14 protein-coding genes and 1 pseudogene are annotated in these 15067 nt (G+C 63.4%); 10 read left to right on the plus strand and 5 right to left on the minus strand.

Annotation, left to right across the window (positions count from 1 at the left end):
- The first annotated feature begins 60 nt into the window (after positions 1–60).
- A complete protein-coding gene (locus tag J7024_RS03090; protein WP_175751365.1) occupies positions 61–771 on the plus strand; it encodes a phosphoribosyltransferase in 711 nt (236 codons plus the stop codon).
- 96 nt (positions 772–867) lie between these two features.
- The gene (locus J7024_RS03095) at positions 868–2184 is read left to right on the plus strand and encodes an erythromycin esterase family protein (protein WP_124897454.1); all 1317 of its coding nucleotides are present in this window, start codon (positions 868–870) and stop codon (positions 2182–2184) included.
- A gap of 146 nt (positions 2185–2330) precedes the next feature.
- Here J7024_RS03095 and J7024_RS03100 read toward each other — a convergent pair whose 3' ends face one another.
- The gene (locus J7024_RS03100) at positions 2331–3095 is read right to left on the minus strand and encodes a BON domain-containing protein (protein WP_175761560.1); all 765 of its coding nucleotides are present in this window, start codon (positions 3093–3095) and stop codon (positions 2331–2333) included.
- 532 nt (positions 3096–3627) lie between these two features.
- On the opposite strand from J7024_RS03100, the pseudogene J7024_RS03105 reads away from it, so the two are divergent.
- The 4 genes and pseudogenes from J7024_RS03105 to J7024_RS03120 form a co-directional block, all read left to right on the plus strand.
- A pseudogene (locus J7024_RS03105) lies at positions 3628–4073 on the plus strand (hypothetical protein); the annotation flags it as partial.
- Positions 4074–4211: 138 nt separating this feature from the next.
- Complete coding sequence (locus J7024_RS03110) at positions 4212–4754, plus strand: Hsp20/alpha crystallin family protein (RefSeq protein ID WP_175761559.1); 543 nt, start codon at positions 4212–4214, stop codon at positions 4752–4754.
- A 205-nt stretch (positions 4755–4959) separates the two neighbouring features.
- Positions 4960–5508 carry a flavodoxin family protein gene (locus J7024_RS03115; protein ID WP_124897408.1) on the plus strand — a complete coding sequence of 183 codons (549 nt, stop codon included), beginning with the start codon at positions 4960–4962 and terminating at the stop codon, positions 5506–5508.
- Between the two features lie 87 nt (positions 5509–5595).
- Positions 5596–5907, plus strand: coding sequence for a hypothetical protein (locus J7024_RS03120; protein ID WP_175751411.1), 312 nt, complete (start codon positions 5596–5598; stop codon positions 5905–5907).
- A gap of 120 nt (positions 5908–6027) precedes the next feature.
- On the opposite strand, the gene J7024_RS03125 is transcribed toward J7024_RS03120, so the two are convergent.
- On the minus strand, positions 6028–6189 hold the full coding sequence (locus tag J7024_RS03125) for a DUF3564 family protein (protein WP_124897410.1): 162 nt from the start codon (positions 6187–6189) through the stop codon (positions 6028–6030).
- A gap of 144 nt (positions 6190–6333) precedes the next feature.
- Here J7024_RS03125 and ppsA point away from each other — a divergent pair, with 144 nt between their 5' ends.
- Positions 6334–8745: a phosphoenolpyruvate synthase gene (ppsA, locus tag J7024_RS03130; RefSeq protein WP_124897411.1), complete on the plus strand. Its 2412-nt coding sequence runs from the start codon at positions 6334–6336 to the stop codon at positions 8743–8745.
- 50 nt (positions 8746–8795) lie between these two features.
- Here the strand turns inward: ppsA and phaZ are convergent, their stop codons facing one another.
- Positions 8796–10010 carry a polyhydroxyalkanoate depolymerase gene (gene phaZ / locus J7024_RS03135; RefSeq protein ID WP_175751409.1) on the minus strand — a complete coding sequence of 405 codons (1215 nt, stop codon included), beginning with the start codon at positions 10008–10010 and terminating at the stop codon, positions 8796–8798.
- A 145-nt stretch (positions 10011–10155) separates the two neighbouring features.
- Between phaZ and J7024_RS03140 the strand changes: the two genes are divergently transcribed.
- Together J7024_RS03140 and J7024_RS03145 are read left to right on the plus strand one after the other, a co-directional pair.
- Positions 10156–10680, plus strand: a complete 525-nt coding sequence (locus J7024_RS03140; protein WP_124897412.1) for a flavodoxin family protein — start codon at positions 10156–10158, stop codon at positions 10678–10680.
- Positions 10677–12014, plus strand: coding sequence for an NAD(P)/FAD-dependent oxidoreductase (locus tag J7024_RS03145; protein WP_234744784.1), 1338 nt, complete (start codon positions 10677–10679; stop codon positions 12012–12014). The genes J7024_RS03140 and J7024_RS03145 overlap by 4 nt, the downstream gene beginning before the upstream one ends.
- Here J7024_RS03145 and J7024_RS03150 read toward each other — a convergent pair.
- Positions 11971–13056 (minus strand): IS630-like element ISBmu8 family transposase, encoded by a 1086-nt coding sequence (locus J7024_RS03150; protein ID WP_007180368.1) that lies wholly within the window; start codon positions 13054–13056, stop codon positions 11971–11973. The two genes, J7024_RS03145 and J7024_RS03150, sit on opposite strands and share 44 nt — an antisense overlap.
- A gap of 128 nt (positions 13057–13184) precedes the next feature.
- Between J7024_RS03150 and J7024_RS37235 the strand changes: the two genes are divergently transcribed.
- The gene (locus tag J7024_RS37235) at positions 13185–14153 is read left to right on the plus strand and encodes a patatin-like phospholipase family protein (protein WP_327796255.1); all 969 of its coding nucleotides are present in this window, start codon (positions 13185–13187) and stop codon (positions 14151–14153) included.
- 162 nt (positions 14154–14315) lie between these two features.
- Here J7024_RS37235 and J7024_RS03160 read toward each other — a convergent pair whose 3' ends face one another.
- Positions 14316–14735, minus strand: coding sequence for a hypothetical protein (locus tag J7024_RS03160; RefSeq protein WP_175751355.1), 420 nt, complete (start codon positions 14733–14735; stop codon positions 14316–14318).
- Positions 14736–15067: the final 332 nt, after the last annotated feature.

The following is a 15067-nucleotide window of genomic DNA, read 5'->3' on the forward strand; positions in this document are numbered from 1 at the left end:
CTCTGCATTCGCGCTTCCCGCATCGCGAGGATGGGACACATCACTTAAAGGACATCGATCATGAGCGGCATATTTCGGAATCGCACCGATGCGGGCAGGCAACTCGCCGCGGCGCTGGAGAGCTACGGTGGACGCAGCGATGTCGTGGTGCTGGCGCTGCCGCGCGGAGGTGTGCCGGTTGGCTACGAGGTGGCGCGCGCCTTGCAGTGCCCCCTGGACGTGCTTGTCGTACGCAAACTCGGGGCACCGTCCGATCCGGAGCTTGCGATCGGGGCAATCGCGACGGGCGACGCACTCTATCTCAACGAGTCCGCACTACGTAGCGTTCCTGTCACCGAGCAACAGCTTTTCGACACCATCGCACGCGAACGCATCGCGCTTCAACACCGGGAGCGGGCCTACCGGGGACAGCAGTCGCCTGCCCCGGTCGAAGGAAAGACCGTCATCGTCGTGGACGACGGCATGGCGACGGGGTCGACGATGCAAGCGGCCCTTGATGCACTGCGCAATCGGTGTCCGAAGCGAATTGTCGTCGCGGTGCCCGTGTGCCCGGCCGGGGCGCAAGCCCGTTTCGAGTCGATTGCAGATGACTTCATCTGCTTGCTGCAGCCGGTCTGGTTCATGAGCATCAGCCAGTTCTACGCAGACTTCCCGCAGACGAGCGACGAAGAGGTGCGAAGCTGCCTCGCCGCAGTGCAGGACCGGCAACGTGGTGCGGCGGACGGCGACGACGGCGTGCGTGCCGCTGCGCCGGACGGTGGCAAGCGCTGACCGGCTTCTCTGCCAGCGTGTCGTGCGAACCGAAACCGGCGCCCCGTCCCCGGATCGGGCACGCCACAACCGCATTTCGCACGGAGAAAACGCATGATGCAACCGCCGAAAACACCATTCCTTGCTGTTCGTGCGCTCGGGCAGCGTATGAACGGTGACAGCACCGACTACGACGCACTTCTGGAAATGGCGCGCGGCCGTGACCTGATTCTGCTGGGCGAGGCAACTCACGGCACGGCCGAGTTCTACCGCATGCGCGGGGAAATCACCCTGCGCCTGATCGCCGAGCAAGGCTTCGACACGATCGCCATTGAAGGAGACTGGCCCGACGCGTGGCGAATCGATCGCTTCGTGCAAGGCGAGGGGACCGACGACGCATCGTCCGCGCTTGACGATTTTGAGCGTTTCCCCGTCTGGATGTGGCGCAATCGGGAGGTACGCGACTTCATTGCCGCGCTGCGCGGAATCAACGTCACCAGGCCGCAGCAGACCCGGGTGGGCGTGTATGGCCTCGATCTCTACAGTCTCTATCGTTCCGCGGACGCGGTGATTCGCTACCTTGAGGGTGTGGACCCGGCAGAGGCCGCGCGCGCGCGTGCCCGCTACGCGGCGCTGGACCATGTGCGGGAGCCGCAGGCCTATGGTTACGCTGCGGCGTTCGGCGCCAGACCTGCCGCTCAGGCTGGAGCGGTGCGGCAGCTTCTGCAACTGCGTGCCGACCAGCTCGACCATCTGGCGCGCGACGGCACCGACGCACTCGATGCGCAGTTCTTCGCCGAGCAGAATGCGCAGGTCGTCGTCAATGCCGAAGCGTACTATCGCGGGATGTTCGGAAATCGGATGAACACGTGGAACCTGCGCGATGCCCACATGGCCGGCACGCTATTCGCGCTGGCGCGCTATCGCGTGCGCCGTGGCGGTAGCGGCAAGGTTGTCGTCTGGGCACACAATTCGCATCTCGGCGATGCGCGCGCAACGGAATCACGGCGTCGCGGCGAATGGAACCTTGGTCAGATCGTGCGGGAAAATGCTCGGCATCGGGCGCTGCTGGTCGGATTCACGACGTACACCGGGCATGTTTCAGCGGCTTCACGATGGGACGGCGAGGTCGAGCAGAAATGGGTGCGTCCCGCACTACACGACAGTTGGGAGCATCTTTTCCACACCACGGGTTACGACCGCTTCTTTCTGCCCATGCGGAGTGACAGCCCGCGCGCGCTCGACGAACCGTTTCTGGAACGCGCGATCGGCGTGCTGTATCTGCCGCAGACGGAGCGACAAAGCCACTATTTCGAAGCCGCGCTCGCGTCCCAATTCGACGCGCTCTTTCACCTCGACGAAACCAGTGCGGTCGAACCGCTCGAACCGTCGGTGGGGTGGCATAGCCGGGAGAGGAGCGCCGAGGCGCTTTAGCGGAGAGGTCAGCGACCTGAGGCGCCTCGTGGCGTCATGTGATCCCGAAGCGGTCGCGACCAATGCGGCTGCGCGGCAAACCGGCATTCCTGCGGCCGGATCGCGTTGATCGCGAACGCCTGCACTGCCGCGCGGTGCCGTTCCGTTTACGGTCCGGGCCCGTCAGCCGCGTCGTCATCCGGAATGCGGCCCGCCTCGCCGCCCTTACGGCGAGCGTCTTCAGCCGCTTCGGCAGCAATGACTTGCAGCTCGTTGCGCACGACACGCACCTCCGGGTGGTTCCTTGCGGCTTCGCTAATCAGCGAACCGGCCTCGACGGCGGACAGTGTGCCGCGCAAAGTCACGGTTCCGTCGCACACATGTACGTCAAGCGCATCGGCCTGGGCTTCAGCCGCATTGCGCAGAGCCGCCCGAATTGCAGTCATGACCTCCATTTGTGTCTGCTTGTCGCCCACATGAAGGCAATTGCGGATCGATGTGACACCCGGGAGCGCCGCCAACGTTCGTTCGGCCAGTTGCTTCTGATACGTCCAATCGACGCGCCCGTCGAGGGTAACGCATCCGTCGCGGACGGAAACCTCGAACGTGTCGGTCCGAAGGTATGCTTTCCACTTTAGCGTTTCGAGAGCGACATCGCGCAACTGCGCATCGGTGCATCGCGTGGACGCTGCGGGCACGATCTCCAGATCGTCTGTCACGGCAATGACACCTGGAATCTGCCGGGCCGCTTTGGCCGCAGCCAGTTTTGCGGCATAGGTCGCGACATGGCCGCTTAGCGTCGCGCGTGCGCCGCTGACATCCACGTCAATGGACTCCTTGCCGGCGAGCGGGTCATGGTGGAGTTCGTACTCGATTCTTTCAGCAAGCTCCCGATCCAGTGGGGCGAGCGGATACGTCTTGTGCCTGGCCATACCGTGTCCTCGTGAATGGGGCGCCTGCATCGGCAGCTTGCGGCCCTGAGTGGCCTTGAACCGCGACGCCGCGACAATGCAGGCCTGTCTCGCTGAAATACAGGTTAGTGATCAGCCCAGCCACGCGATTGACCTGTGTCAAGTATGCCGGCGGCTGCGCACGGCACGTCCGGAGGAAGGAAATCCGCCGTCCGGCACGATGACATCTGTGCCGACTTGAAGTCGAAACGCGACGTGGCTGTCGAGCGTATTCCGTGGCAATGGTGTCGATCGTGCGGCAACCCGTCACCGTGAAGTCGAGCCTGATCCGGATGTGATCGGTAGGGCCGGACAACTCGGCATTTCATGATCGTGCGATTTCGAAGGCACTACGATGCGTACCCATAGCATGACGAGGTCGCCCGCCGATCGCCGGGTAGCCTGCGAGGCTTATCGCATGCTGGCCGGAATGGATTTGCGCAACGAATGGCGCGCGCTTCACCAGCGTAGGACGGGTCGCAATCGTGAGATGACACGCCGGCTGCCCGCGCACCTGCGGCGCATGACGCGGGCACACGGACCGAAGATCGACGAGTACGCGGTATTTCGCGAACAAGAACGTATCGCCGGCGAGACCGAGGAATCCGTCTCTGCATCGATCGGGCTGCGTTGGGCGCCACCGGAATTGCGTGAAGACCAGGGCGAGATCGATGCGTCGCGGGAAAATCGACTGCCTTCACTCGTCGAACGCGAGCACCTGCGCGGCGACCTGCATGCGCACACGAATGCATCTTCCTCGGCCGGCTCGATCTGGTCGTCGGAGCCATTCACGGACACTTCGGGCTGTCGCGCGCCGCCCGGACTGAGCGTGTGCCGCGCGCAATGGACCATCGATGCTTCCCGCGCGGCCGCGAAAACTGTGTAGCACACCTCGCGAGTCATGCCACCGGAAACCCGTATGCGCCACCCGTCGGCGCTGCGCACGGGTCGACTCGGGGCCAGTGGCCGCAACGTGTCGTGCACTGTCTGCTCGCGGAAGGGCGGCCGGTATCTTGCCCTTGAGCATTGATCTCCGTCAATGGCCGCAGTCCTGACCAACCGAGAATGAATGTGTTACTGACGAGGAGGAGGTATGACATGAATGAATCGTCCACCAAACTGCCGGTCAAGAAGCCGCAAGAGAGCGCGGAGCGTTCGCCGATGGCGCCGTACTGGCATCCTGTCGAAGCGCTGCGGCACGAGATGGATCGACTGATCGACGATTTCAATCGCCGCGCGGGCGTGCCGTCGGCGAGGCACTCGTTCTTTGAGCGCCAGCCGTTCTGGCGCCGCGAACGCGAATGGGCGGCCGAGCCCGCGGTCGATTTCGCGGAAACCGACAAGTCATACGAAATCACCGCGGAACTGCCGGGGCTGAGCGAGAAAGACATCGAAGTCAAGCTCTCGAACGGTGGTTTGTCGATTCGAGGCGAGAAGCAGGAAGAGAAGGAGGAGCAGAACAAGGACTACTACGTCCACGAGCGCCGCTTCGGCTCGTTCGAACGCTACTTCCGGATGCCCGATGGTGTCGACCGGAACAAGATCGAGGCATCGTTCGAGAAAGGGGTTCTGACGGTCACGCTGCCGAAGACATCGGAAGCTCGCAAGGCCGAGAAGAAGATCGAAGTCAAGGCGAGGTGATGCAGCCGGGCCGGCATCCGTCGACGCACGCCTGCGGATGCCGGGGCCGATGAATCCCGCTTCGTATCGCGCTGGCTGCGCATGGCCGTGGACGCGGCCCCGTCATGCTCGCGGCGCATGTGCGCTGCACCCGTGAATCACGGTCCGACGCTCGACCCCGGGCGATGCACACACAGCCACGTCCCGCATGCAGCAAGGAGGGAGCATGAATTCCGCAAAGATACTTGTCGTGTTCTATTCACGAACAGGCACGACCCGCCGGGCCGCGTCCGCACTGGCGGCGATGCTCGCCGCCGACGTCGAGGAAATCATCTTGACGCAGGGGCGCTCGGGCCCGTTCGGATATCTGCGCTCGCTTATCGAGGCGATCAACCGGAAACCGGCGGACATCGTCGCGCCGAAGCGGGACCCGGCAGCATACGATCTCGTTGTGATCGGATCCCCGGTCTGGGCGGGCTGCGTATCTTCGCCAGTACGCGCCTATCTCGACGCGAATCAGCGGCGTTTGCCGCAGGTTGCATTCTTCTGCAGTTTCGCGCAACGCGGCGCGGAGTCGGCATTGGCTCAAATGCGGATGCTCGCGCGCCAGGCGCCGCTGGCCGAATGCCGGGTCACGCCGCGCGAAACGTTGCACGGCCAGGCCAGTCCAATTCTGGCGGCATTTGCCGAGCGGGCCATGCGCAAGCTGGCAGAGTCGGTCGCGTTGACGCATGTCAACCAGATAGCGCCGTCGCCATGGAAAATAGGTGCATGAAACCGGGTATTGCGAGCGCACCACACTGATGAATCGGTTCTCGCCATCAATCGGAGCGATCGACAGGAGTGGAGCATGGGAATCGGGATGCAGATCGCTTATTTCGGCTTTGCCGGATCGGCACATCTGGAAGCGGAAGCGAGCATCCTGCTGATGCGTCTCGAGCCGTTCAGTCGGCAACTGGCCGGGTGCCATCTCGCGATCGAGGCCATGGGAGCGTCGACTCGCCAGCCGAGGTATGACATACGACTCGATCTGATCATGCGCACGGGGGAATTCTGTCCCGTTCCGCACATGATGGGTGGGGATCCCGTGGACGCGCTGGAGCGGGCATTCGACTTTGCGGAGCGGAAACTCGCCAGGACCGCTGGGGCCGAATCCCACGAGAGTTCGCGCTGACACGTCCCGCGCTCCGGACGCGATTCGCCATGGGATGATCGACCGGTCTGCGGCGGTTCGCCAGGCGTAGTCTGCCTGGCAGTTGCGATGGGGGCGGCGCAGTGAGCGCCTCCGCTCCAGCTAATCTGCTTCGCTGCCCGTGAAAACGCCGTGTTCCGGTACTCCAACCGTATCGTCGACCCACTGAACCCGCCACGTGCCAGGCACCGGTGCAAGCCCGGCATCACATAGCCGGCGCGCGATGCCGGCCCGGGGCAATGCGGGTTGACTACCGCATTCCATGCGTTCGGTTGCCGTTCTTGATTCAGATCACGGGAGCAGCAGTGGCGCGGAGCCAGGATGAACGTGCCCGGCCGGTAGCGCCCGGAAATACCGGACCGTGTGCCTGTCGCTCGCGGCCCGGCCGCGACCATCGGAGGACTCGTCATGGATCACGGAAAAACACACATCGTCTGGTTCGGCGACCTGCGCCGCGGCGACGTGGCGCGTGTCGGTGGAAAGAATGCGTCGTTGGGCGAACTGACCGCCAACTTGTCCGCACAGGGCGTGAGCGTGCCACCCGGATTCGCGTCGACCGCGGATGCGTACTGGCGATTCATCGATGCAAACGGATTGCGGCAGACCATCGGCAGCACGCTCGACGCCTTCACCGCACGCAAGATGGCGCTCGCCGAGGCCGGTGCGTCGATTCGGCAGTCGATCCTCCACGGAGACTGGCCCGACGACATTGCGGACTCGATCCTGGATGCTTACAGGCAATTGTGCCGTCAGTCCGGCGGAGGCGACGTCGCCGTCGCCGTGCGCTCGAGCGCGACCGCCGAGGATCTGCCCGACGCGAGTTTCGCTGGCCAGCAGGAAACCTACCTGAACGTGCGCGGCGAGCATGCGTTACTTGCTGCTTGTCGCCGGTGCTATGCATCGCTGTTCACTGACCGTGCGATTGCCTACCGCGAAGAAAAGGGCTTCGATCACTTGCGTGTCGCGCTGTCGATCGGCGTCCAGCGAATGGTGCGTTCGGACGTCGGCGCGGCCGGCGTCATGTTCTCGCTCGATACGGAAACGGGATTCGACAAGGTGGTGCTGATCAGCGCGGCGTGGGGGCTTGGCGAGAACGTCGTGCAGGGCACCGTGGACCCCGACGAATACGAAGTATTCAAGCCATTGCTCGGCGATCCGGCGTGTACGCCTGTCATCGGCAAGACGCTTGGCGGCAAGGCGTACAAGCTGATCTATGCGCGCGACGAGAATGCGCCGACCCGCAACGTCCCGACCTCGAAGGCCGAACGTACCGCCTTCGTCCTGGCGGATCGCGACATCCTTGCGCTTGCGAACCGGGCTTGCGCGATCGAGGCGCATTATGGGCAGCCGATGGACATCGAATGGGCGAAGGACGGTATCAGCGGGGAATTGTTCATCGTACAGGCGCGCCCCGAAACCGTGCAGTCCCGACGCGAAGCTTGCGCCATCAAGACATATCGGCTCGGTCAGACCGGCCGGAAGCTGCTCACCGGCGTCAGTGTCGGCGAGGCCATCGCGGCCGGCAGCGTGTGTGTGATCGACAGTCCGCGCGACATGGCACGATTCGTCGATGGCGCGGTGCTCGTGACGCACACGACAGATCCGGACTGGCTGCCCGTGATGCGCCGCGCCACGGCGATCATCACCGATCATGGCGGCCGCACGTCGCATGCCGCGATCGTGAGCCGCGAACTGGGATTGCCGGCAATCGTCGGCACTGGCAACGCAACCCGCTTGCTGCACGATCAGCAGGAGGTGACGGTATCGTGTGCGGAGGGCGAGGCCGGATTCGTCTATGAAGGCATCGCGCAGTACGACGTGGAGGCGATCGACCTGACCGACCTTCCGGCCACTCGTACGCGGATCATGCTGAACCTCGCGAATCCGGCTGCGGCTTTCAGGTGGTGGCGTCTGCCTGCCGACGGAATCGGGCTCGCGCGAATGGAGTTCGTGATCAGCAACCATATCAAGGCCCACCCGATGGCGTTGGCTCACTACGATACGCTGACGGACCTGCACGCGAAGCGCGCCATCGCAGCCCTGACGTCGGGCTACGACGACCCGTCGAACTACTTCGTCGAGCGACTCGCGTACGGCCTCGCGCGTATCGCGGCGGTATGCCATCCCGCGCCGGTGATCGTCCGCATGAGCGATTTCAAGACGAACGAGTACGCGCATCTGGTCGGCGGCGCGCAGTTCGAGCCGCGGGAAGAGAATCCGATGCTCGGATTTCGCGGCGCATCGCGTTACTACTCGCCGCGCTACCGTGACGGATTCGCGCTCGAATGCCGGGCCATTTCCCGGCTGAGAAACGATATGGGTTTCAGGAACGTGGTCGTGATGATTCCGTTCTGCCGCACACTCGACGAGGCGGACCGCGTGCTCGACGTCCTGGCTGCGAACGGGTTGAAGCGCGGCGAAGATGGATTGCAGATCTATGTGATGTGTGAAATTCCGTCGAACGTCATCCTGGCGAGCCAGTTTGCGCACCGCTTTGACGGTTTCTCGATAGGAAGCAACGATCTGACTCAATTGACGCTTGGCGTCGACCGCGATTCGGCGGAACTGGCCGGATTGTTCGATGAACAGAATGAAGCCGTGAAGTGGATGATCGCCCGCGTGATCGAGTCGGCCCGGAACGCGGCGGCGAAGGTAGGCCTATGCGGCCAGGCGCCGAGCGACCATCCAGAATTCGCTGATTTTCTCGTCGCTTGTGGAATCGACTCGGTTTCGGTCAGCCCCGATAGCTTCATCGCGGTCAAGCGCCGTGTGGCGGCTGCGGAACAGGGCGGGCCCGGCCAGCATTCGTCACCGACGTGAACGGGAAACGAAGGGTTGCGCGACCGTACCCGATCGGAGCAAAGGCCGCGTCACGCCGTGCACGAGTTCAGCCGGCCGTCTTCGGCCCGGGCAAACGTCGCCTGCAGGACGGGATGGACGTCGGCGCGCCAGCGCTCACCGGTAAACAGTCCGTAGTGGTCGCAATGCTCGATGTCAACGCGCAGCCGCGCATCCGACGCGAGGCCGCTGCACATTGCCAGCGCGGCATGGGTCTGTCCGGTGCCGGTGACCGCATCGCGCTTGCCTTCTACGGTCAGCAGCACGATTGCACGTAGCGCGGCGGGATCGACCCGCCGGCCATTGACGTACCAGGTTCCGTTCGCGAGGCATGCACGCTGAAAAACGATGTCGATCGTATCGAGGAAGTACTCGGCCGGCATATCGAGGAGCGTCAGATATTCGCGCAGTGCCCGGCGCGCATGCGCGAGCGCGTCGGCATCGCCGCTCAAAGCGGCCTGTCGATAGCAGTCCAGGAGCGTCATATATCGTTGCGGGTACACGACCGCGATCTCGGCGCGTTGCAGATAGGCCGGGAATACCTGCCGTCCGAATCCGGCAAAGCCGGGTGGCACCGCGTCGATCAGCGTGGCGCGACACCAGGCGAGCGAACGAGACCGGGCTGCGATTCCGAGCGCACTCGGATTGATTCGTGCGTCGAGAGGGCCGCCGATCAGTGTGAGGCTTGTCGGCAGCACTGCCCCGCGTTGCGCTCGCAGAGCGATCGCGCCGAGCGACGGGAACGTCGCTTGACAGACGGCGACGACGTGCACCGGTCGGCCGTCGACCAGCAGTGCATCAATGAAGCCGTCGAGCATCGCCACGTACTCGTCGAGGCCGAATCGGCCCGCATGACGCGGCACGTCGCGCGCATTAGCCCAGTCGGTGACGAAGACGTCGCCGTCGGCAAGCAGCGTCTCGACCGTCTCCCGCATCATTACGGCCGCGTGGCCGGCCAGCGGCACGCACAGCAGAATCACGCGTCGCATGCCCTCTCGCGCGAAGCGGTGCAGCAAGCAAAACGGGTTTTGCGCGACGATCGTGTCGTCGACGGCAACGCGCTGGCCGTCCAGATCAACCGAATCGATCGTGAACCGCGGCGCGTCGGCGTGCAGGTCGAGCAAGGGCTCGAACAAATCAGCGTAGTAAGACGGCGCAGCGTCGGGCCAAAGGCCACGCGCGAGCTGCGCGGCCGCGTCCCACGTACATAACCACTGTCGCTGTCGTTCGATCAGGTCATACCACATGTCGCATGCGCGGGAAATCGCAGGGAATCCGGATACGCCTACTGTCGCCCGATCGCGCAGCGACGTGTTGACCTGAATCAGCGTCGCTCCGACATCCGGTGCATAAGCTGGTCTTCGGATCCTCGATTGAAGCAGGGGGTGGAGCATGGACGTGTCCCGACGCATACTAGTCGTTTTCTACTCGCGCAGCGGGACGACTGCGGCGTTGGCGCGGCAGCTCGCTGCCGAGCTCAACGCAGATTGCGAACCTCTGCATGACGCCGACAGTCGACGGCGGCTCGGCGCCATCGGCTTTCTGCGCTCACTTTCCGACGTGATCAACAAGCGTGCCGCGGACTTGCGGCCGACGACGTGCTGGCCGTCGGTATACGACGTCGTTGTGCTCGGCACGCCGGTTTGGGCCGGGCGCGCGTCGACGCCTGTATCGACCTGGCTTGCGCGTCACGGGCCGGAACTGCGCGCGACCGCATTCTTCTGCACGATGGGCCTGCGCGGCGACCTGACTGCATTCGAGCAGATGCAGGTGCTGGCAGGGCGCAAGCCGATCGCGACGTGCTCAATCTCGGGACGCGAGATTCGTGATGGCATGGCCAGGAGAAAACTCGCGCGTTTTGCCCGCTCGATCGTCCGCAGGCTTACTCCTCACATGAGCGTGGAGCGAGCAACGTGACGGCGCGAGCAGGGGGCGAGCGTCACTACGATCATGTGCTGGTCGGCGGCGGCGCCGCCGGCGTGTCAGCCGCACATACGTTGCGGCGCGTGAATCCGGTGGCACGCATCGCGATCCTGTGCGGCGAAGGCGTGCTGCCCTACCAGCGACAGCCACTGACAAAGGAATTCCTCGCGGGAAACATTGCTCCGGCGGCAATCGAGATACATCCGGCCGGTTTTTACGACATGCGCCGGATCGACCTGCTGTTGGGCGCGAAGGTCGTTTCGGTCGATCGGGGCGCGCATGCGGTCAGGCTCGACGATGGCTCCGCGGTGCGGTACGGCAAGCTGCTGGTGGCGACCGGCGCCTCGCCGCGTGATCTGGTGGTGCCGGGCGCCACGCTGACCGGCGTCTACCACCTTCACGACATCGGCGACGCGGCCGCGCTTCGCGAAAACGCTGCCCGGCGCCGCCGCGTGCTTGTCGTAGGCGGCGGCTTCACGGGTATGGAAGCGGCGGCTACGCTGCGCGAGCGAGGTCTGGAAGTCACGCTCGTCGAGCGCTGCGAACGATTGTTGCCGCAGTTGCATTCCGCCCGACTGTCCGGTCATTTCGGCAGGATGTGTGCATTGCGCGGCGTCGACGTTCGTATCGGAACGACAGTCGGGCGCTTCATCGGGCACGAGTCGATTGAGGCGGCCGTGCTCGCCGACGGCCAGGTCGTCGAATGCGATTTCGTCGTGATCGCCGTGGGCGTCGAGCCTAATTGCGGACTTCTTGCGGGCAGCGGCGTCGCGACAGCGGACGGTGTGCTCGTCGATGAATGCCTGCAATCGTCGGATCCGGACATCTATGCAGCCGGCGATGTGGCGCGGTTTCGCGATCCCGTGTTCGGCATGCAGAGGCGTATCGAACATTGGGACAATGCGGTGCGTCAGGGGCGCCTCGCGGCCAGGAACATGTGCGGCGCGCGCTTGCCGTATCGGGATGTGTCGATCTTTTACGGAAACGTATTCGATGTGCCATACAACTTCCTCGGCAACGCCTCGGATGCGACCGAAGTCGTCGAACAGGGTGGATTCCCGAACGCCCCGTATTCGTTGCTCTATCTGAAACATCATGTCCTGCGCGCGATGTTCTCGATCGGCGTGCGTGCGGACGAAATGACCGCTGCCGAGGAGGCGATCCGCCACCGGGTCAATCTTCGGGCGCACCTCGAGGCTGCGACACACAACGCGTTGCAGCTGCGCGAGCTGCCGGCCCAAACGGTCCTGATCCTGCAGGGCGGCGGTGCGCTAGTGGTCTGCGTCAAACAGATTGCATCTTATTCAGTTTGGCCCTGGCACGCGTGACTTTCGCGAGGATGTCGGAGGCTTTTGCTGTCCAGATGAATGGTTTCGGATGACGATTGTGCTTCTGCACGTACTGTTCGATTGTGCTGACCAATTCGGGTACCGAGCGGAACGCCGCACGTCGCAACTGGTTCACTGATAAGTCACGAAAGAAGCGTTCGACCATGTTGAGCCAAGAGGCACTGGTGGGCGTGAAATGCATGTGGAATCGCGGGTGCTTGGCAAGCCATGCCTGTACCTCGGGGTGCTTATGGGTTGCATAGTTGTCAGCGATCAAATGCAGCTCCTTGTCCTTGGGCGTGTTGCGATCGATCTTGCGCAAGAAGCTCAACCACTCCTGGTGACGATGTTTAGTCTGGCACTGGCCAATGACACTGCCATCGAGCGTGTTCATCGCGGCAAACAGCGTCGTCACACCATGGCGCTTGTAATCGTGCGTCATCGTTTGAGCGCGACCTCGCTTGAGCGGCAAGCCCGGCTGGGTCCGATCAAGTGCCTGGATCTGGGACTTCTCATCGCAGCACAGGACCAAGGCGTGCTCCGGGGGATCGAGATACAGCCCGACGATGTCCTCGAGTTTCTCGGCAAAGTGCTTGTCGTTCGATACCTTGAAGCTCTCTAACCGATGCGGCTTGAGGCCATGCGCCTGCCAGATGCGCCGCACGCTCGCCTCACTTATGCCGGCCACCGCTGCCATGCTGCGTGTGCTCCAATGCGTCGCGTTATCCGGACGTTGCTGCGTCGTCAGTGCCACAACGGTCTTGACCTTGCGCGCGGAGATCTTCGGCTTGCGCCCGGGTCGCGTCTCATCCCGCTCGATCCCCGTCACACCGTCAGCTATAAAGCGAGCGCGCCAGCGTGCGACCGTGCCTCGCCAGATAGCCAGGTCCGCACTGATCTCTTTATCTGTCTTTCCCTGCGCTGCGAGCAAAATCATCTTGGCGCGCTCAGCCAGTCGAACCGGAATCGTCCGGCCAGTAGCCCACGTCTTTAACTGTTTGCGCTGTGCTTCACTTAGCTCAACTTTCGCCGCGATTCGCATGAGTTCTCCCTCCGTATCAAGGAGACTCGTAAACCGCGATTAAGTTGCATTATTTGTGACGCACTACACTAGGTGCGTTCGAAAGCGGCGCAATCGCCGCGCTCGAGGCGCGGGGCGTTCGGCCGGACGTGATCGCAGCCGTCTCGATCGGTGCGTTCAACGGCGCTGTTGCCGCGAGTCATCCGGGGCATGCAGCCGAGGCACTCGTTGCGTTCTGGCGCGAACTTTCGATTCCGAATCCGGTGGGCGTGCCGTTATCCGGCTATGCGGGACATGCCATGCTCGCGTGGCATATCATGCTGTTCGGCGTTCCGAATTTCCTGCGACCACACGGGTGGCTCGACGGGATTCCTTCATCCGGCCGCGCGCCATGGTGGACGAGTTGCTACGACACGCAACCGATGCTTACCCTGCTGCGCCGCCATGTCGACTTCGACGCGCTGGCGGCCAGCGCGACGCGCCTGCTGCTCGGGACAGTGGACGTGGAAAGCGGAGAACGGCGTATCTTTGACAGTTATGTCGATCGTATTACGCCCGAGCACCTGCTTGCCAGCGGCAGCTTGCCACCGGCGATGCCGTGGACGCTGATAGATGGTCGCGCTTACTGGGACGGAGGCATTATCAGCAACTCGCCGCTCGACCTCGTGATCGAACGGTGCGGACGGATAGCCGGGCGCGTATTCGTCGTCGATCTGTTTTCAGGGCCGCGGCCGCTGCCGTCGAACCTGATCGAGGTCATGCTGCGGCGCGACGAGATCGTCTATGCCGATCGGGTGCGTAACGACTTGCGGTTCGAGGAAAATGCAAACGATTTCCGCGATCTGATCGAACGTATAACCAGCCGGCTCGATTACGCGACAGCGGCGCGCATACGCCAACTCCCGGAATACATTCGGTTGATGGGGAATCGCGCACCCGGACGTGTTTTCAGGATCGCTCTGGATGGTCATGCCGCGGCCGGGAACACGTTTGCACGCGACTTCGATTTTTCCGATACATCGATCTCGGCGTTGTTCGAACTGGGTCGTGCCGCGGCGTTCGACGTACTCGCAACCGATGCGACGGAATCGTGCACCGGGGGCAGCCGGGAGGTCTAGCTAGCCGAGCCAGGCCGCCAGCGCCTTGAACGCTTTCTATTCCACTGCGGGAAAGGCGTCGACGTTCGCGTGGCCCGGCACGCGTATGCTGGCGGAGATTCTGAAGTAGGCATGACGAATCCCGTGAGTGTCGCCTTTGACGGAGCCGGGAATGACCGGCAATCACACGGCCGGCGATGAGCGAGCCGAGCGTCGACCGAACGACGATGAGGGTTCGATGCCTTGCCCGAACCACGGAATCACGGCGCCGAGCGATGCGACATACCGTGCCCAGCCGCCCGGGTTGCCTGCGAACAGCGACGCGCACACGGACCCGGCGAGTGCATCGCGGTCGAGCGGCTCGTCGAGCAACAGTTGCGGCCATAGGCAGTATGCGTGGAGAATCGCACGCGTGAATTCTCGCACGGTCATGTGAGCGAACACCTGATTCAGCAGCGGAGCGTCCGCGAGCATCGGCTGGACGGCCAGCAGCGAGTCGAGCGTCCGGTCGTCCGGCTCGTATTCGAGCACGCAGCTGAGCGTCCGCAAGATGCTGCCGAGATGCAGGAGCAAGAGGCGGCGGGCTTCGGTTTCACTTGGCATGGGGCATCCGGATCGGTGGGGCTGATTGCTTCGTTCGGTTCACTGAAATCTATGAACGATCTCGCGCGTGAGTGTTGATGGAGGTCAAGCACGGTACTCAGGATCTGTCCGGATATCGATTGTTGTCGTCTGGGCCGTGCGTGTGCCGGTCGTGCCGCGAGGTCGGTCCTCGGTATCGGCGCGCCGCGCGGTATTGCCAGGATGAGCGGATATCGGCCACGGTAGGTTTGACGCCCGGACACAAGCTGATCGGCTGCGTCCCGGCGGTCGTCGAAGATCATTGCAATTCCCGTTGGCGTCGTGGCGTGCGTCGCAGCGCTGGCCGGCACGAA

This window comes from Burkholderia sp. WTPI3 (genome assembly GCF_021483755.1).
GTDB lineage: Bacteria > Pseudomonadota > Gammaproteobacteria > Burkholderiales > Burkholderiaceae > Burkholderia.